The sequence below is a fragment of the Streptomyces sp. NPDC057694 genome (assembly GCF_042799415.1).
GTDB lineage: Bacteria > Actinomycetota > Actinomycetes > Streptomycetales > Streptomycetaceae > Streptomyces.
This window is the reverse complement of the sequence record NZ_JBHVIX010000029.1, coordinates 60,867-79,072: the sequence shown is the minus strand read 5'-3', so window position 1 is coordinate 79,072 and position 18,206 is coordinate 60,867. Positions and strand designations below refer to the sequence as shown.

General features: G+C 65.6%; 16 protein-coding genes and 1 tRNA gene. 10 read left to right on the top strand and 7 right to left on the bottom strand.

Annotated features, from left to right (window positions below):
* Positions 1-21 precede the first annotated feature (21 nt).
* Together ACFVDP_RS38100 and ACFVDP_RS38095 are read left to right on the top strand one after the other, a co-directional pair.
* Positions 22-2,523 carry a hypothetical protein gene (locus tag ACFVDP_RS38100; protein ID WP_383500373.1) on the top strand — a complete coding sequence of 834 codons (2,502 nt, stop codon included), beginning with the start codon at positions 22-24 and terminating at the stop codon, positions 2,521-2,523.
* An 8-nt stretch (positions 2,524-2,531) separates the two neighbouring features.
* On the top strand, positions 2,532-5,489 hold the full coding sequence (locus ACFVDP_RS38095; RefSeq protein ID WP_383500370.1) for a DUF499 domain-containing protein: 2,958 nt from the start codon (positions 2,532-2,534) through the stop codon (positions 5,487-5,489).
* 175 nt (positions 5,490-5,664) lie between these two features.
* Here the strand turns inward: ACFVDP_RS38095 and ACFVDP_RS38090 are convergent, their stop codons facing one another.
* From ACFVDP_RS38090 to ACFVDP_RS38080, 3 genes are all read right to left on the bottom strand, one after another.
* Complete coding sequence (locus tag ACFVDP_RS38090) at positions 5,665-6,006, bottom strand: hypothetical protein (protein ID WP_383500367.1); 342 nt, start codon at positions 6,004-6,006, stop codon at positions 5,665-5,667.
* On the bottom strand, positions 6,003-6,746 hold the full coding sequence (locus tag ACFVDP_RS38085; RefSeq protein ID WP_383500364.1) for a GntR family transcriptional regulator: 744 nt from the start codon (positions 6,744-6,746) through the stop codon (positions 6,003-6,005). The genes ACFVDP_RS38090 and ACFVDP_RS38085 overlap by 4 nt, the downstream gene beginning before the upstream one ends.
* 519 nt (positions 6,747-7,265) lie before the next feature.
* Complete coding sequence (locus tag ACFVDP_RS38080) at positions 7,266-7,547, bottom strand: hypothetical protein (protein WP_383500361.1); 282 nt, start codon at positions 7,545-7,547, stop codon at positions 7,266-7,268.
* Positions 7,548-7,626: 79 nt separating this feature from the next.
* Between ACFVDP_RS38080 and ACFVDP_RS38075 the strand changes: the two genes are divergently transcribed.
* The 3 genes from ACFVDP_RS38075 (at position 7,627) to ACFVDP_RS38065 (ending at position 8,836) form a co-directional block, all read left to right on the top strand.
* The gene (locus tag ACFVDP_RS38075) at positions 7,627-8,385 is read left to right on the top strand and encodes a GntR family transcriptional regulator (RefSeq protein ID WP_383500358.1); all 759 of its coding nucleotides are present in this window, start codon (positions 7,627-7,629) and stop codon (positions 8,383-8,385) included.
* Between the two features lie 33 nt (positions 8,386-8,418).
* Positions 8,419-8,685 carry a hypothetical protein gene (locus ACFVDP_RS38070; protein WP_383500355.1) on the top strand — a complete coding sequence of 89 codons (267 nt, stop codon included), beginning with the start codon at positions 8,419-8,421 and terminating at the stop codon, positions 8,683-8,685.
* Between the two features lie 68 nt (positions 8,686-8,753).
* Positions 8,754-8,836, top strand: a tRNA-Arg gene (locus tag ACFVDP_RS38065).
* Between the two features lie 74 nt (positions 8,837-8,910).
* On the opposite strand, the gene ACFVDP_RS38060 is transcribed toward ACFVDP_RS38065, so the two are convergent.
* Entirely contained in the window at positions 8,911-9,570 is a 660-nt protein-coding gene (locus ACFVDP_RS38060; RefSeq protein ID WP_383500352.1) for a M15 family metallopeptidase, read from the bottom strand.
* Positions 9,571-9,837: 267 nt separating this feature from the next.
* Here ACFVDP_RS38060 and ACFVDP_RS38055 point away from each other — a divergent pair, with 267 nt between their 5' ends.
* The 4 genes from ACFVDP_RS38055 (at position 9,838) to ACFVDP_RS38040 (ending at position 13,184) form a co-directional block, all read left to right on the top strand.
* Positions 9,838-10,359 (top strand): toxin-antitoxin system HicB family antitoxin, encoded by a 522-nt coding sequence (locus tag ACFVDP_RS38055; protein ID WP_383500349.1) that lies wholly within the window; start codon positions 9,838-9,840, stop codon positions 10,357-10,359.
* Positions 10,360-10,446: 87 nt separating this feature from the next.
* Entirely contained in the window at positions 10,447-11,295 is an 849-nt protein-coding gene (locus tag ACFVDP_RS38050) for a DUF4097 domain-containing protein (protein ID WP_383500346.1), read from the top strand.
* Positions 11,296-11,382: 87 nt separating this feature from the next.
* On the top strand, positions 11,383-12,375 hold the full coding sequence (locus ACFVDP_RS38045) for an ATP-binding cassette domain-containing protein (protein WP_383500462.1): 993 nt from the start codon (positions 11,383-11,385) through the stop codon (positions 12,373-12,375).
* Positions 12,372-13,184 carry an ABC transporter permease gene (locus ACFVDP_RS38040; protein WP_383500343.1) on the top strand — a complete coding sequence of 271 codons (813 nt, stop codon included), beginning with the start codon at positions 12,372-12,374 and terminating at the stop codon, positions 13,182-13,184. Before ACFVDP_RS38045 ends, ACFVDP_RS38040 begins: the two co-directional genes overlap by 4 nt.
* Before the next feature lie 21 nt (positions 13,185-13,205).
* On the opposite strand, the gene ACFVDP_RS38035 is transcribed toward ACFVDP_RS38040, so the two are convergent.
* The 3 genes from ACFVDP_RS38035 to ACFVDP_RS38025 all read right to left on the bottom strand — a co-directional run bounded on the left by ACFVDP_RS38035 (position 13,206) and on the right by ACFVDP_RS38025 (position 17,608).
* Positions 13,206-14,924, bottom strand: coding sequence for a GMC family oxidoreductase N-terminal domain-containing protein (locus tag ACFVDP_RS38035; protein ID WP_383500340.1), 1,719 nt, complete (start codon positions 14,922-14,924; stop codon positions 13,206-13,208).
* Entirely contained in the window at positions 14,917-16,839 is a 1,923-nt protein-coding gene (locus tag ACFVDP_RS38030; RefSeq protein WP_383500337.1) for an AMP-dependent synthetase/ligase, read from the bottom strand. Before ACFVDP_RS38030 ends, ACFVDP_RS38035 begins: the two co-directional genes overlap by 8 nt.
* A 148-nt stretch (positions 16,840-16,987) precedes the next feature.
* Complete coding sequence (locus ACFVDP_RS38025) at positions 16,988-17,608, bottom strand: TetR/AcrR family transcriptional regulator (protein WP_383500334.1); 621 nt, start codon at positions 17,606-17,608, stop codon at positions 16,988-16,990.
* A gap of 127 nt (positions 17,609-17,735) precedes the next feature.
* Between ACFVDP_RS38025 and ACFVDP_RS38020 the strand changes: the two genes are divergently transcribed.
* A complete protein-coding gene (locus tag ACFVDP_RS38020; RefSeq protein WP_383500331.1) occupies positions 17,736-18,203 on the top strand; it encodes an SCP2 sterol-binding domain-containing protein in 468 nt (155 codons plus the stop codon).
* Positions 18,204-18,206: the final 3 nt, after the last annotated feature.

The window sequence follows — 18,206 nt, the reverse complement described above, 5'->3', positions numbered from 1 at the left end:
TACCCAAATAAGCCACCGGTCGTGCTTGACATGTTCTCGGGCCGCGGAATTATTCCACTTGAAGCGGCGAGGTTCGGGGCAACTGCCATAGGGACCGACCTGTCCCCAGTCGCGACTTTGGCTGGTCGGCTACTGGCTGATTATCCCTTGCGCGACTGGTCGGATGAAGCCCCGTTGCCTTTCGCCGCAATCCCTGTTCTTGAGGTAGAACAAAACGAGACGGAAGGCAGCGCCGAAACATTCGACTTTGACGTCGCCAAAACGTCTACGCAAGAACCGCGACTCTTGAATGACGTGCGCATTGTGCTCACCGAAGTTGGACGCCGAGTAGAAGAACTCGTTGCGCCATTCTATCCGCCGGCGAGCAGTGGAAAACGTCCATGGGCCTACCTATGGGCTGTAACCATGCCGTGTGACGGGTGTCATCGCCGTTTTCCTCTCGTTGGATCGATGACGCTACGTCACCCCTATATGCGCACCGGAGACACCGGGCAGTCTATGCGCCTGGTCACAAAGGGCGATGTTTGGCGGGTCGAAATTGATTCAGGCGCGCCCGCACAAGACGCAACCTTCACAGCACCCCCCGGTAAGCGGGGTAAATCGGCTCGATGCCCTTTCCCCAACTGTGGCCACCCGCATTCTCTTGATGTCGTTAAGGCGAAGGGGTTCGCCAATCAATTCAAAGATGCCATGCTGGCAGTGGCAGAAACAGACCCGGAAACCAATCAAAAGATCTTCAGGGTTCCCCGTCTCGATGAAATCGAGGCAGCTGAAAAGGTGAGCCCGCATGACCTTGCGACTTTTGACGGCTTGAGCGCGGTACCTGACGAGCTCATCCCCGAAGGGAACAAGGACAACGTGCGCGGGAGCGGATATGGCTATCTGTCATATGGCTCGTTGATGAACAAACGGCAATCGTTTCTGTTCGCCACAACCGCACGGGTAATCCGTGACATCCATGACGAACTGGCAATTGTTGTTTCTCCTGAATATGCGGCCGCTCTGGCAGGGTACGCTTCGAGCAACATCGTGCGGCAAATCAAGCGCAGTACTCGTGGGGCCAGCAACCTAGCGCATGGCGCACCAAGCGGAGCCCGGCAGAACCGCGTTCAAGTCGATCACATCTTTTCATCCCAATCTGTAGTTAAGCACCAATTTGACTATCTCGAAGCGGGCCCCGGAGAAGGACCTGGGACCTGGCGTTCAGTCTCCGTTAGCCTCCTGAATGCTCTTAGAAAAATCCTTGACGAAACGCATGCGTCGGGCAGGCCAGGGCGATTTCGTCGCGCCTCGGCCGTGACTCTTCCATATCGGGATGCAACCGTTGACGCCCTCGTGTGTGACCCGCCTTACTATGACATGATCGCCTACGCTGATTCCTCGGATCTCTTTTACGTTTGGTTCAAACGGGCTCTTGGGAAGTCCATGCAAGGTCTATTCGATGGATCTGCTGATGGTCCAGATGGGCTACAGGACAAGGCTGACGAAATCATTGTCAAGGGGCGTGGAGCAAAGGGCGCCGGAGATCACCGTTCCAGCGAAGAGCGTTACGAGGCGATGCTTGCGAGATCTTTCACCGAAGCTCGCCGTGTGCTGAAAGTTGACGGCCACCTCACGGTCATCTTCGGCCATTCGGATCCTGAGGCTTGGAAAAGGCTCCTCTCTGCTCTCACCGACGCGGGATTCGTAGTGACGTCCTCGTGGCCGTCTAGGACGGAAACCGCTGTGACCGGTGTGGCCACGATCTCAGTGACCGTTTCAATTGGCGCCCGTGTCGCGCCTAGAGATAGGCCGGTTGGCATTGCCGCGCAGGTGGACGCAGATGTGATCGCTGATGTGAAGGCCCGTTGCCGAGGTTGGGACACTGATGGCCTCGCGCTTGAGGACCAACTCATGGCCTCATACGGAGCGGCGCTCGCAATCGTGGGTCGATATGAACGCGTCATCACTCCAAGCGGGGACCAGGTCCCTCTTGAGTACTACATGACTCTTGCGCGTCGCGCCGTGCGAGACGCAGTTGCGCTCCGGCTGGATGAACTGCCTCTGGAGACCTTCGACCCTCACACGCGTCTTGCCGTCTTTTGGCACGAGCTCTATGGACGGGCAGACGTCCCCAAGGGCGAGGCTCGGTTCTTTGCACAGTCCGATGACCTGCGCCTTGAGGATCTGCGCGGCCCGATCCTCACAGAGACCAAAGCGGGGTACCGACTCCGACACGACGCACCCAACAAAGTCACGCCCGCTTCAAGTATGTATGAAGTGATCCGCGGCATGGCTGCCCGGTGGGGTGCCGGCACCGACGCTGTGGCAGCCGTGGTGGCCGATGCGGACCTCTCCCCAACAGACGCTCACCTCTGGGCCGTCATTGACTGGGTAGCTGCCAAATTGCCCGCTTCAGATCCAGTCGCGGTAGCTCTGGCTGCCATCAAGCGGAACCGCGGCACCGTACAGGCTTCTGCCGCGGTCGCATCCGCGCCTACAGACCCAGCAGACGATCCTCGCAACCAGGCAAGTCTCTTCTAGGAGTTGACGTGACCGCTACTACCCCTCCCGTCGCTCACTGGGCCCAAGTCCTGACCCTGCGGGACGAAGTTAGGCAGACTGACGGATCTGTCGGCGAACTGCAGATGAGTCTGGCCAAGGCCGTCTATCAGACAGTCCCCGTTCCATACGCGAACATTGCTTACTACACAGATATCACCCAGCCCACTCCAAAACTTGTCGGCTTCCTTGGTCGCGTCGCCCGCCGTCTCGGTGTAGGCGACATCGATGCACAGGCATGCTTTCACCTAGACCAGGGCATGGGAGGCGGCAAGAGTCACGCGCTCGTCGGAATCTGGCACATGATCAGCCGGCCTGATGCCTTCTTCAGATCAGAACTGGGTCGAGCTGTTGGTTTGGCAGCTGGCTCCAACCATCACCCTGTTGACCTGTCGCACGTGGTGCCAGTCATCTTGACATGCGACAGCATGTCGCCGGGCAAGAAGGATCCGCGCTTCGGACCAGCCACAGATCTATTCGGTCGCTTCCTCTGGTTGCTGTTCGCCGACCACGCAGACCGGATGGGGCGCTACCAGCACTACAGCAGTCTCGGCGCCAACAAGAGCACACTGCAAGCGGCTTTCGCAGAGATCGACCGACCGGTTCTGGTGCTCATCGACGAGCTCATGGACTATGTCATGGCGCTAACGGACGAAAGTGCCATCGGTAGCATGCCGGGTGAACAAGCCTTCCTAAATGCACTGACCGATGCCGTCGATGATCAGCCAGGTGTTGCTCTCGTGCTAGTTATGATCAAGAGTGAGGAAGATGAAAGCGGCTATCACCCCGCGGCTGAAGCATTTCGTGACTACCTGAGTCCTCGGCTGCAGCGTAATGGTGAGACAGTCACGGTCACCGAACCGTCAGACTTTGCCCAGATCATTCGTCGCCGCCTTTTCTCCCACGCCGATATTAAAAGGGTCGCTGCAGCAACCTCAGCTGCCTTCGTCACGGCTGGTCAGGAGGAGGCGTGGAAAGACCAGGTGTACACGCCTCTAGGCAGCAAGCGGACTCTGGCCGGCCTGCCGGAGAGGATCGCTGACACGTATCCCTTTCATCCAGATCTTTTTGCACTAGTGAGCAAAGAATGGACTGTGGTGCAGGCGTTCCAGCGCGTACGGTCTACCGTCTCCATCTTTGCGCGAACTGCCCTGTATTGGAGCACCGAGCATGATGCAGGACGTTGGGCACCTCCCCTAATCGGTGTTGGCGACATCCCCCTGCACACTGATGCCCTCGAAGCCTTGCTCTCCAGCGGTGTCCTCGCTGGCAATGACCGTGCGATTCAGGGATACCGGGCCGTGGCGACCACTGACATCGTCAATACTGGCGGGCGAGGCGGAACAGCCTATACTCTCGACATTTCCCTCAAGGAAAATGGAGTAGATTCCGGACAGGCTTACCCAGCCCGCCGGATGGCTGCCGCGTGTCTGTCTTACAGTCTCGTCCCCCGGCCTCGCGCCGCCCGAGGAGCGACAAAATCGGAGTTGCTGGCGGCAATCGCTGGCCCAGGTGTCTCTTATTCCTCCGCAGAGGAGGTATTCAACGCCCTCGTCGCAAGCCCTGCCGACGGCGGGCTGGGTGCGCTAGAGCGCACGCGGCCTACGGGGAGGATACCTGGGCGATTTTACCTGTCCATCAAACAAACCCTGAACATGTATCACGCGAACGCACTGACGATGGTCAGCGGCGACGATGCGCTAGATTCCGTGTGGATCCGCGCACAAAGCCTAGCGGACAAACAAGGATTCTCCGCCTTGTACAAAGTGCCTCGCCCTCCATCTGATGTTTCCACAGCTCAGGCATTTGCAGGGTTGGACTCGCAGCAAACACGATTGGTGATTCTAGACCCTCGACGTTGGACTCTTCTGAATGGGCGGGACAGAGCAACACGGTCTGACATTGACCTGGTCTACGGTGTCTCTTCTGGACTGCCAAGCACATTCGCGTCCTCATTGGTGATGGCTGTAGCCACCACTCAACGTCGTGATCGCGCTAAGGCATTCGCCCGGGAATTCCTAGCATGGAATCAGGTGGTTGCTCAGCTAGCAGAAGACAGCGATGAGCTAAGTGAAGCGCAGATCCGCCGCGACGAAGCCAATAAGAAGTTGGATGAGGCGGTAACTAGGGCGTATCAGCACTATGTATACGTGCTGCGCACGGACAACGGGCTCGCGGCGCAGTACAAAACGCTGCCTGAACCTCAAACGTCGCTGTCAGGTGGGCACGTGTGGGCTGCGCTGGTATCGGACAAGCGGGCCGTTCAACCGAACCAGCTATCAGCTGACTACGTCGCCCAGTTGATCAGGGCTGGCCGCTATGGACGCGACCTGACTCCGAAAGAAGTTTTCGCATATCCATATAGCGATCCGACATGGCCCCTAATCCAGGCGGACGAAGAAATGCGCGAGGCGCTTTTCAAACTGGCGACCTCCTCTGAGTGGATGCTAACCGATAGTGACGGTCTAGAGATCCGGCCAAGCAGTCCTGCACAGATCCAGTCCGCCACCCTTCAACAGCAACTCCGGCCCCGCCCAAGCGAAGAATTGGAAGAATCTAGTCGTCAAAAGGTGATCGCAGCCGAGGCAGTCGATCACAGAAATACAGTGCGTGACGGGCGCGTAGATTCTACTGGCTCGACAAACGCTGCGACTGCTTCCGGTGGAGATGTTACTTCACTAGACGAGCCGGGGGAAACATCTTTCGAAACTACTGTAATTAACCTTCCTTTCTCTTCTGTCACTGATCCAGTGAAGCGGGATCAGATCTGGCAATTTGTTCGCGAAATTGCATCACTGATAGATCCAGCAAAGGGAAGCCAAAGCGACGTCCAAATGGCTGGGCTTCAGATAACAATTTCAGCCGGCTCTGGCGATACGCAGTCTCTAATCTCAAAAGCTGAACAAATTCCCAACGCAACCAGTCAGATTGAGGACGATGATCTGTAGGTCAACAGCCAATATTCCAGCCTGAGTGATAGCACCTCAGCGGGCACTGGTTCCTTCTCCTGCCGGCAAGGCAGGAGAAGGAACGATGTGTTGATTGGTCGCCAGTTGACCTTCTCGAATTCGCTGAGGTGCCGTGCGGATTCCCGGGGCCCTCCGTCGTCTGTGTCCTGGCTGGCTAGCCAAATGCCGATGGCCGGGGGCCATCGTCGCCGCGCTCATGGCTGGCCAAGTCCGGCTGCGGCAAGCGTCGGCCGCGGCTTGTTGCAACTCTGAGAGTTGTCCTCAGAGCCCCCGCGAGGTCTTTCGCCACCAGGCGCAAGTCGTTCGATGTCGCCTTCTCCCCTGCGAGCAGCTCGACAGCCTGGTCCAGAACTTCGGCAGCCATTCCCAAGTGGATGGCTTCGGTGTTGTCGGCCAAGCGGGACAGGTAGCTGTTCGCGTTGTCGGTGTTCAAGTAGCAGGGCTGGCCTTCGGGGCCCGTCCAAGGGAGGAGTCGCAGCTCGTTCGGTGTCGTCATCCTTCCCTCCTGTTCTCTGCGGGCGCGACGCGGGTGATGAAGTACGCGTCCGCGCGGTGGCTGGGAAGGACGAGGAGCGCCGCCTCGATCACGCGGCCGGTGCTGTCGATCGTCACGCGGGTGATGTCGAGCACCGCGAGGGTGGAACCGATGCGAAGGGTCTCGGCTTCTTCGTGCGTCGGTAGGCGGGCTGTGAGGCGTTCTCGGATCTCTGTCGGCGGTGGGCAGTACTCCGCCAACCTTGTTCCGAAGGCCCGGCACGAAGGCGGCTCACAGGGCAGGCCCTTCGGTGGCAGATCAGATGGCACGTAGATGCGGGCCAGGCTGTGTGGGGAGGTTCCCCCGTTGTGGATGCACAGGAACTGAGTTAGTTCCGTGTTGGCCGGCACCCGCAGCAGAGGGACCAAGTGGCCTTGCGCCTGGAGCCGAGTGGTGCGGACCGTGACTCGCAGCGTTGGGCCAACTCCGTTGGCTTCAAGATGCGTTTGGCTACCACCGATGTACGTGTGACGGCGCGACGCGTGACCGACGAAGTTGCCCTTGCCGTGGGTCTTGTCGACCAGGCCTTCGCTCTGGAGGAGGGCCAGGGCACTGCGCAGAGTTGATGTGCTGACTCCGTACCGCGAAGCGAGCGTCGTTTCGGATGGGAGGCGTTCGCCCGCTTTGAGTTCGCCGGCCGTGATCTGGGTTCGGATGTCGTCGGCGATGGTCTGGCGACGGGAAGGCACGGTCTCGGTCACCGCCTTCTCAACACTCGGAGGGCGATCAGGCGAGTTCGTGAGCCCATTGTGAGGAGTTCGCCCGACTCGAACCGGACCTGTTTGACCCCTCCGGGAAGTTGGATGAGGTCAACTACTCGGTGCGGACTGCCACCGACGTTGATGACGTCTTCGCGCCGGATGTTGGTCGCGGTGATCTCGACCGGAACAGCTGGCGCTCCACGCGGCGCCCATGTCCTCACCGGGGTACCTCCAACGTGCTGCCACCGGCGGTCACCGCATGACAGTCACAGCCGCATGTCTCGTAGATCAGAGGTGCGTCCGGCGTGGAGACGGCTGGTGCGGACTGTGCGCATGCGCTGTGCTTGCCGACCGTGCACGCGCTCGACTTGTAGGGGACTGGCGTCTCGTGGGAGACGCCAGGGGGCTTGCCCAGCGACATCAGAAGGCCCCTGTCAGTACGAAGCCCGCGGGCGGGGTGTGCCGTGTGCCGATGTAGCGAGCAGTACTGCAACTACCGTTGAACACGCTGATCAGCTCCTATCGCTGATTGCCAGGCCCTCGGACGTCGCCCGTCGCGGGGGTCTCTGTATGTACGGCGGCCCACAACGTGCGGCCGTTGAGGCTGTTGGCCAGGAGGCCGAATCGGTCGGCCTCCGCGACTGCTTTCAGGGCCTCCCGCCACTGCTCGGCGGGGAGCGAATCCGGTACCTCCGCCTCGATCACCAAGTGATGGGCGTGCTCTGTCACGCGAGGAGTGAGACCGAGCGCGGTCAGGCGAGCAGTGATGCCTTCGGCGTCTGCACTCGATGCAGCAGACACAGCTCCGCCCCCGTTACTTCGTAATCACTCTCCGTCAAGCTAGTTAACTAGATTAGAGCTAGTGGACTAGATTTTCCATATGCCTGAGCAGCCGCCATACCTCCGCATCGCTGACGTGCTTCGACGTCGGATCGCGGACCAGGAGTGGGCGCCGGGGGATCGTCTTCCCTCACGCGCACAGATCGCCGAAGAGTGCGGCGTCGGCGAGAACGTGATCCGCCGGGCTCAAGAGCTGCTGATCTCGCAAGGCGTGCTTGAGGGGCGTGCTGGGTCCGGGACCTATGTCGCCGCACCTCGTCAGCGTGTGCGGGTCGTCCGTTCCTCGGCGCGTGAGCAGCCCAGCGGGTCGCCGTTTCGCGCCGACATGAGGGCCGCGGGCAAGCAGGGCGACTGGGAGAGCCGTACCGAGGCCAAGGTGCCAGCACCTGCTGAGATCGCGGGGCGGCTCGGCATCGACGAGGGTGATCTGGCCGTCCGAACCGTGTACGAGTTTCTCGCTGACGGTCGGCCCGTCCAGTTGTCGACGAGCTGGGAGCCGTACGACCTCACCGCGGGAACGCTCGTCGTGCTGCCCGAGGGTGGGCCGCACGCCGGCGCGGGAGTTGTGAATCGGATGGCCGCGATCGGCGTCATCGTCAGTCATGCCGTCGAGCAGCCCGAGCCGCGACAGGCCAGCGCCGAGGAGGCCTCGCTCCTCGGGATTCCGAAGTCCGCACTCGTTACTCACATTCGGCGGACCTACTACAGCGACCAGGGACGGCCGGTCGAGACGGCCGACATCGTCGTGCCCGCCGCGCTGTGCGAGGTCGTTTACGAGATCCCCATCAATCGGCAGTGAGTCCGCAACTGCCCTCCCCCGAAGGTTGCCTGCATGACCGCCTCGCTTGAGTCAGAGCCCGCACCTGAACGCGTCAACAGCCGGGAAGATCTCGCCGCCTTCGTTCGCGCCCTGCAACGCAACCACGCCGAGGATAGAAGCTCGTGGGAGAACCCCGATCTCCCCGACTTCCTGGAGGCCCTGTCCGCCTGGATCGACAGCGCCGGCGGCTGGTACCGGTACCACGGCCATGAGGAGCCAGCCGACGGGGACTGGCGGTTCTTCGCTCGGGCGTTGATGGCCGCGACCATGTACGAGTAGCCCTTCGACAGGGCTGTGTCGAATGCGTGTCGAAGGCCAGCAACGGGTCGTGGACAGGGCATGTGAGGGCCCAGGTCAGAGCAGCCTCATCTCTCGATAAGCCAAGCGCCTTCTAAGCGCTTGGCCGCAGGTTCGAGTCCTGCCGGGGGCGCCTTTCCACAGGCCCTGCTTCGGTGGGGCCTTTTTGTTTTCGGCGGGTGCCGTTTTGTCGGCGCGTGTCGTGGTTCAGAGGAGTTCGCGCGGGCCGTACATAGCCCCGTCGGCGCCTGTCGCGTGGGCCCAGTAGCGGTCGCCGTAGGACCAGTGCCACCACTCCGTGGGGTAGTTCACCAGGCCCGCGGCGGTCAGGGCCGCGGCGAGGAGGCGGCGGTTGGATCTTGCCTCCGCGCTGATGGTGTCGGCGTCCGTGTAGCAGGCGCCCGCGCTCTCTTCCGGGCTGGCGTTCACCCGGGTTCCCATGTCCAGTTCGATGCCCTCGGTCGTGGCAAGTGTGAGGTCTACGGCGGCGCCTGCGCTGTGTGGTGCTATCTCGGGGGGCGATACGTAGCGGCTCGCGGCCTGCCTGAGCCGGCTCTGCGGCCAGTCCGGGTGCGCGGCCCGGAGTTCGGTCGCGTACTCGTCGAAGTAGGCGCGTTGCAGCGCGGGCGGGCGGTATCCCTCGATGAACAGCAGTCGGATGTCCTTCGGGAGCAGGGCTTGGGCCTCCAGGAGGCGGGTCAGGACGCCTTCTCTCACGTGGGCGAACGATGAGTCGTCCGACGGGGTCGCCTGGCGTGCGTCGACCGCCAGCGTCTTCTCCCGCCTTGCGTCGAGCAGGGGTTCGGCGCAGTCGGCTATCGGGATCGCCGCGATCTTCGGGTCCGACATCAGCACGATCTTGGTCATGCGCCTGATCATTGCCGACCATTGCCGATCCGCTCCGTGTGGTCTCACGTGCGGCACCCCGGCGCATTCGTGGCACCGCGTGGTGCCACGTGGTGCCGTCAGAGGGGCGCCCGGTGTCATATCGCGCCCACCGAGTGGCTGACATCGACGCGATTCGTCGTTGTAGCGTCGCGTTTGCCCAGGTCAGGGGTCGCATCGGTCTTCGTGGTGCCGAATGTGTCCCCATAGCGCTTGCGCGTGGTGCCACAGTGGTGCCACTATGACGTCATGGACCTCACGCCGTACGTCGACACTCTTCACCGGGAACTCGCGGTGGCCGCCGAAGCCGGCGGGGACGAAGCTCGCGAGTTGGCCGAGCGGCTCACCGCGCCGTTGGAGTCGGCGACCCGACTGACTCTGCTCAATGTGCTCTCCGCCGCGATGGACGAGGTCACCCGTGACCTCGCGCCCGGCTCGGTGGACGTGCGGCTGCGGGGGCTCGATCCCGAGTTCGTGGTGACGTTGCCGGTCGGGGACAGCGCGGACGAGGGGCCCCGGCCCGCCGAGCCGGTCCGGGCCGCCCCCGTCGCCGACACCGCCGACGACGGCAGCACCGCACGAGTCAATCTGCGGCTGCCCGCGCACCTCAAGGCCCGCGCCGAGGAGGCGGCGAGTCGCGAGGGGCTCTCGGTCAACGCCTGGCTGGTGCGTGCCGTGTCGGCCGCCGTCGACCCCGGTCAGGCGGCACAGCCTCGTACACCGGACAAGGGGCGCTCCGTGGGGCAGAGCTTCACCGGCTGGGTGCGCTGACCCAGGCGATACCGGACAGCTCCAGCCCCGTACGCCCGCATCGCCAACAGCTCCATTTCACCCACGAGTCACGAGGACGGGACAGCCATGCCTTCTTTCGACAGCACCCAGCCGATCTCGGTCACCGCGAACATGGACGCCGGGTCCCTTCTGTTCCTGGCCGGCGACCGCGTCGACACCGTCGTCGACGTGCAGCCCCGCAACGCGAAGAAGGACCTCGACGTCCGGGCCGCCGAGCAGACGGAGGTCTCCTTCTCCGGCGGCCAGTTGCACATCCGCACCCCCAAGGGGAACTTCTTCGGGCTCGGCCGCACCGGCACCGTCGACGTCACCGTCGAACTGCCCGCCGGGTCCTCGCTCGACGTGAACGGCGCCTGGGCGCAGGTGCGCGGCGAGGGTTCGCTCGGTGAGGTCCGGGTGAAGACCTCCGCCGGCGACGCCCGCTTCGACGCGACCGGGCCGCTGCACCTCACCGCCTCCCACGGGTCCATCTCCGTGGACAGCGTCACCGGGCCCGCCGAGATCACCACCAGCTCCGGCAGCCTGCGCGTCGGCGCCGTCGAGGGCACCGCCGTCCTCAAGAACTCGCACGGCTCCACCACCGTCGGTCACGTCACCGGGTCCCTCCGGGTCAGCGGCGCCAACGGTGACATCACCGTCGAGCGCGCCGAGGGGTCCGTCGCCGCCACCACCGCCAACGGCACCCTGCGCGTCCTCGATGTCACCCGCGGCACGGTCCAGTTGAAGACCTCCAACGGCTCCATCGAGGTCGGCGTCCGCGAGGGCACGGCCACCTGGCTCGACCTCAACTCCGGTTCCGGGCAGGTACTGAACCGGCTCACCGAGTCCACCGGTCCGGAGAAGAGCGAGGACACCGTCGAGGTGACCGCCCGTACCGGTCACGGCAACATCGAGATCCGCCGCGCCCGCGCCTGAGCCCCACCCCGCCCCCTCGTTTCACCCCGCACCCACTCCACCGCGTCCGTCGCCCTCGAAGGGGAGGACCCCATGCCTTCTTCTGTCATGCCCATGTCTAAGTCAACCACTGCGTCCGCAGCGACCGCCGTCTCCGCCATCGGCCTGCGCAAGTCCTACGGCGACAAGACCGTCCTCGACGGCATCGACCTGCACATCCCGGCCGGCTCGGTCTTCGCTCTGCTGGGTCCGAACGGGGCCGGCAAGACCACCACCGTGCAAATCCTGTCGACCCTCATCTCCGCCGACAGCGGAGAGGCCCAGGTCGCGGGGCACCACCTCACCGGCGACCCGCAGGCCGTACGCGCCGCCATCGGCGTCACCGGCCAGTTCTCCGCCGTCGACGGCCTGATCACCGGCGAGGAGAACATGCTCCTCATGGCCGATCTGCACCACCTGTCCAAGCGGGAGGGGCGGCGCGTCGCCGCCGAGCTCCTGGAGCGGTTCGATCTCACCGACGCCGCCAAGAAGCCCGCCTCCACGTACTCCGGCGGTATGAAGCGGCGGCTCGACATCGCCATGACGCTCGTCGGGAATCCGCGGATCATCTTCCTCGACGAGCCGACCACCGGGCTCGATCCCCGGTCCCGGCACACCATGTGGGGCATCATCCGCGCGCTCGTCTCCGACGGCGTCACCGTGCTGCTCACCACCCAGTACCTCGACGAGGCCGACGAACTCGCCGACCGCGTCGCCGTACTGAACGACGGGAAGATCGCCGCCGAGGGCACCCCCGACGAGCTCAAGCGCATCGTCCCCGGCGGGCACATCCGGCTCCGCTTCACCCACCCCGACGCCTATCGCGGCGCCGTCACCGCGTTCCCCGCCGCGAGCCTCGACGACGAGTCCCTCGGCCTGCGCATCCCCAGCGACGGCAGTCAGCGCGAACTTCGGTCCGTGCTCGACCAGTTGGACGCCGCCGGCATCGAGGCCGACGAACTCACCGTGCACACCCCCGACCTCGACGACGTGTTCTTCGCCCTCACCGGCCCCGCCACGACCACCACGCCGACCGACTCCCCCAAGGAGAACCTCCGATGAGCGCCCTCGCCGCCCCGGCTCCCGTCCGCCCGTCCCGGTTCTCCCTCGCCGTGCGGGACTCCTCGACCATGCTGCGCCGCAATCTCCTGCACGCGCGCCGCTATCCGTCCCTCACCCTGAACCTGCTGCTCACGCCGGTCGTCCTGCTGCTGCTCTTCGTCTACATCTTCGGTGACGTGATGAGCGGCGGCGCGGGCCGCGACGCCTACCTCGCCTATCTCCTGCCGGGCATCGCGCTGATGACCGTGGGGTCCACGACCATCGGCACCGCGGTCTCGGTCGCCATGGACATGAGCGAGGGCATCATCGCCCGGTTCCGCACCATGGCCATCCATCGCGGTTCGGTGCTCATCGGGCACGTCATCGGCAGCGTGATCCAGTCCGTCGCCAGTGTGGTGCTGGTCGGCGCCGTCGGGGTCGCCATCGGGTTCCGGTCCACCGACGCCACCGCCCTGGAATGGCTCGCCGCGTTCGGGCTCATCGCCCTCTTCTCCCTCGCCCTGACGTGGATCGCCGTGGGCATGGGCCTCATCAGCCCGAACGCCGAGGCCGCCAGCAACAACGCGACGCCGCTGATCTTCCTGCCCTTCATCTCCAGCGCGTTCGTGCCGCTGCACTCGATGCCGGGCTGGTTCCAGCCGATCGCCGAGTACCAGCCCTTCACCCCCGCCGTCGAGACCCTGCGCGGCCTGCTCCTCGGCACCGAGATCGGGCACAACGGCTGGCTCGCCCTCGCCTGGTGCGTCGGGCTCGCCGCACTCGGCTACTTCTGGTCGGCCGCCACCTTCAACAACACCGGCAAAAGCTGACCCGGGCCGGCACACCAGGGCTCAGAACCTCAGCTCCCCGTAGGCGCCGGCCGGAACCGCCGGCGCCGCGGGGAGCACCGCTGTCACCGTGCGGTACTCCTCCCCCGGCGCCGGGCGCGGATCGGGCTCGCCCTTGTTCGGCCAGTACGACATCGCCCGTTCGGCCTGCGCCGTGATCGTCAGGGACGGGTTGACGCCGAGGTTCGCGGAGACCGCCGAGCCGTCCACCACGGAGATCCCCGGATGCCCGTACACCCGGTGGTACGCGTCGATGACCCCGCTGTCGGCCGACTCCCCGATGGCGCAGCCGCCGAGGAAGTGCGCGGTGAGCGGCTTGCCCATCAGCTCGCCGAGGTTGGTGCCCGCGAAGCCGTTGATGGACTCGGCGATCAGCCCGGCGGCCTGCCAGCCCTCGGGGATGTGCACGGGGTTGGGGCGGCCGTGGCCCTGCTCGGCGGTGAGCAGTCCGCGCCGGGTGAGGCCCGTGGTGAGGGAGTTGTCGTGGGTCTGCATGACGAGCCCGATGATGGTCCGCTCCGACCAGCGGCGCAGCGCCACCGTGCGGGCCACGAGCACGGGGTGGGAGAGGAGGGCGAGCGCGGCGGCCAGCGGCTTCGGCAGGTTCTGCTTGTACTGGGGTACGCAGATCAGGGCCATGAGGTTGGAGCCCTTGCCGTAGCGGACGTTCTCGATGTGGGTGGTGGGGTTGGGGTGCACGGAGGAGGTGATGGCCACCCCGCGCGTGAAGTCGATGTCCTTGCGGCCGAGCCTGCGCGGCCAGGTCAACGCCCCCACCAGCGACTCGGAGTTGGTGCGCGTCAGCACCCCGAGCCGAGCGGAGAGACGCGGCAGGATTCCGTCGGCCTTCATGCGGTGGAGCAGGGTCTGGGTGCCGTACGTGCCGGCGGCGAGGACGACGCGGCGGGCGCGCAGCACGGTGGCGCGGCTCCGGCGGCGCTTGTCGGTGGGGCGGGTCGTGACTTCGTAGGTGCCGTCGTCCAGTTCGCGCACGCGGGTGACGGTGGTCAGGGGGCGGACCTCGGCGCCGATGCGTTCGGCGAGGTGCAGATAGTTCTCGGTGAGGGTGTTCTTGGCGCCGACGCGGCAGCCGGTCATGCACGAGCCGCACTCGGTGCAGGCGGCGCGGTCGGGCCCGGCGCCGCCGAAGTAGGGGTCCCGAACGGCCGCACCCGGTAAAGCGGTTGTGGCGCCTTCCGCGTCCTCCCCGTCGCCGAAGAAGACGCCGACCGGGGTGAGCCGGAAGGTGTCGCCCGCGCCCATCTTCCGGGCGGCCGAGCGCAGCAGTTCGTCGGCCTCGGTGGTGGTCGGGTTGGTGCGCACGCCGAGCATGCGGCGCGCCTGGTCGTAGTACGGGGCGAGTTCGCCCTGCCAGTCGGTGATGCCCGCCCACTGCCGGTCCTGGAAGAAGGCGGGTGGCGGGACGTAGAGGGTGTTCGCGTAGTTCAGGGAACCGCCGCCGACGCCCGCCCCCGCGAGCACCATCACGTTCTTCATCAGGTGGATGCGCTGGATCCCGTACAGGCCCAGACGCGGCGCCCACAGATAGTCGCGGATCTTCAGGGACGTACGTGGGAGGGTGTCGCGCGTGAAGCGGCGGCCCGCTTCCAGGACGGCGACGCGGTAGCCCTTCTCGGTCAGCCGGAGGGCGGCGACGGAGCCGCCGAACCCGGAGCCGACGACGATGACGTCGAAGTCGAGTGGTGCCTCCTGATCAGGCACCGTAGAGCTCCTCTATCTCCCGCTCGTACGCCGCCATGACCGCCGGGCGTTTGACCTTGAGGGACGGGGTGAGGAGTCCGTTGTCCTCGGTGAACTCACCTTCTACGAGCGTGAATTTGCGGATGGACTCGGCGCGGGAGACCGCCTGGTTGGCGTAGTCGACGGCCCGTTGGACGTGGGCGATGATGCGCGGGTCGGCGATGACCTCGCTCAGCGGGGTGTCGGCGGGCAGTTTGCGGACGGACAGCCAGTGCGCCACGGACTCGGGTTCGAGGGTGATGACGGCGGCGACGTAGGAGCGGTTGTCGCCGACGACGATGCACTGGCCGACGGGTGACCGGCTGCGCAGCCGGTCCTCCAGGACGGCCGGGGAGACGTTCTTGCCGCCGCTGGTGACGAGGATGTCCTTCTTGCGGCCGGTGATCGTGAGATAGCCCTCGTCGTCGAGCGCGCCGAGGTCCCCGGTGGCGAACCAGCTGTCGGCGTCGAGGACTTCGCCGGTCGCCGCGTCGTTGTTCCAGTACGCGCCGAAGACGATGCCGCCCTTGACCAGCACCTCGCCGTCGTCGGCGATCCGGATCGTGGTGCCGGGCACGGGGGTGCCGACGGTGCCGGGCCGGGGCCGCAGCGGCGGGGTGATGGTGGCGGCGGCAGTGGTCTCGGTGAGGCCGTAGCCCTCGTAGATGACGATGCCGGAGGCGTAGAAGAAGAGGTTGAGGTTGCGGTCGAGGGGCGAGCCGCCGCTGATCGCGTACCGCAGCCGGCCGCCGAGTTCCTTGCGTACGCGGCGGTAGACGAGGAGGTCGTACAGTCCGGCGGCGAGCTTCAGGCCGAGCCCCGGCCCCTGCCCGGTCTCCAGGAACTTCGCGAGGTGCCGCTCGCCGAACGCGACGGCGATCCGGTCGGCCCGGTCGAAGGACGAGCCTCGGCCGAGCTTCTCCGCGGTGGCCCGCCCGGTGTCGTGGATCTTCTCGAAGAGGTACGGGACGCCGACCACGAACGTCGGTCGGAACGAGCGGAGTTCGGGCCGCAGCTCGTCCGGCTTGATGCTCGCGCAGTGCCCCAGTTCGATACGGGCCAGCAGGCACGCGACCTGGATGGTGCGGCCCAGGATGTGCGCGAGGGGGAGGAAGAGCAGCGTCGAGGCGGCCTGGCCGGTGATGGCCTTGAAGATGGGGTGCAGCAGCTCGACGGTGTTGGCGGCCTCCGCGTACAGATTGCCGTGGGTCAGGACGCAGCCCTTGGGGCGGCCCGTGGTGCCCGAGGTGTAGCAGACGGTCGCGATGGTGTCGGGGGTGAGGGCGCTGCGCCGTTTGGTGACCTCGTCGTCGGCCAGGTCCCGGCCCAGCTGGGCGAGTTCGAGGACGGCGCCCGCGTCGAGCTGCCACAGGCGCGGGCGGTCGGCGGCGGGCAGGGCGGCCTCGACGGCGGCCGCGTTCTCGGCCGTCTCCACGATCAGCAGGCGGGCGCCCGAGTCGCGGACGATCCACTCGATCTGTTCGGGCGAGGACGTGGCGTAGATGGGGACGGTCTGGCCGCCCGCCGCCCAGATCGCGAAGTCGAGGACCTCCCACTCGTAGCGGGTGCGCGACATCAGCGCGACGCGGCCGCCCGGTTCGAGCCCGGCGGCGATCAGGCCCTTGGCGGCGGCGGTGACCTCGCGGGCGAACGCGGCGGCGGTGACCGGCTTCCACTCGCCGGCCTCCTTGCGGCGCAGGACCACCGTGTCCGGCGCCTCGGCGGCGTTCACGAACGGGATGTCGGCCGGTGTGCCGCCGTCCTGCGGTGGTGCGGCGAGCGGCGCGGTGCGGGCCTCGCGCACCACTCCCCGCTCGTCCCTGACGAGTTCGATCCGCACGCGGTCGGCCAGGTCGCTGCGCTTCCTGGCCCGCTTCAGATCCTTGCGTACGCCCATGACGGCTCCCGGTCGCGCGGCTGCTGCGGGACAACTTACTCGGGAGTCAACTTACTCATGCGTAACGAAAATTCAATGGGTCGCGCGCGAATCCGGGGCGGGCCCTAAGTGTCTGGGGCGGGCCCGAGGCGTCCGGGGCGGTGCCGGGTCAGCCCTCGGGCAGCCACGCCTCGCCGTCGAGGACGTCGCGCATGCCCACCCACACCATGTTCATCAGGCGCAGCGTGACGGCCTCCGGCGACTGTCCGGGGTGGTGCTCCATCCAGTCGGTGAGCGAGTCGGCGGCGCCGACCAGGGCGTGGGCGACGAAGTCGGCGTCCTGGCCGCCCAGTCGCGCACCGCGCCCGCTCTCCGTGATCCCGTCCCTGATCAGCCCGGCGACCTCGGCCATGACCGCGCGCCGGGCCTCGGCGACCGCGGCGGCGATGGCCTCGGTCAGCTCGGAGGCCTGGCGGTGCAGCACGACCCAGCTGTCGCGGTGCGCGGCGACGAACGCGAAGAACGCCGAGAGCCCCGCGTAGAGCCGCAGTTCGGGTGCGGCACCCGCGCCACGGGCGGCCTCCTGGAAGGCGGCGACGAGCCGCTCGGCCTCCCGCCGCAGACAGGCGAGGAAGAGCCCCTCTTTGGAATCGAGATAGAGGTACACCATCGGCTTGGAGATCCCGGCGAGTTCGGCGATCTCGTCGACGGAGGCGGCGTGATAGCCGCGCTTGGCGAAGATCCCGACGGCCACGTCGATGATCTGCTGCTCGCGCACTTGGCGCGGCACGCGCTTCCTGCGCCCGCCTTCGCGCCCTTGAGTGGCTCCTGATGTCCCCGTCACTCTTGTCAGCCTACCTACCTCGCCGTAACCTTACCAATTAGTAAGTTTACTCAGCAGTAAGGAGACTGGGTCCATGAGTGGTGCCGACGACATCGCCTCCCTCGACTTCGCGAGCGTGACGCCCGAGGAGTTCGCCCGGATCGTGAAGGGCCTGTCCGCGAAGGAGATCAACGAGATCGCGCAGGACGCAGCGTTGCGCGCCCGTGTTCTCAAGGAGGTGTTCGCGCGCATGGAGCGGCAGTTCAAGCCGGATGTGGCGGGCTCCCTCGAAGCGCTGATCCGCTGGAAGGTGACCGGGCAGGACGACACCGACGAGGCGGTCTACGAGACGAACATCTCGAACGGCACGTGCACGGTGACCGAGGGCCGCTCGAACGCCGATCCGCGCGTGACGCTGGTGATGGGCGACGCCGACTTCCTCAAGCTGGTGTCCGGGAACTCCTCCCCCGTCACGATGTTCATGATGCGCAAGGTGAAGATCGCGGGCGATGTCGCGCTCGCGGCGGGCCTGACCCGCTACTTCGACATTCCCAAGGCGTAGGGG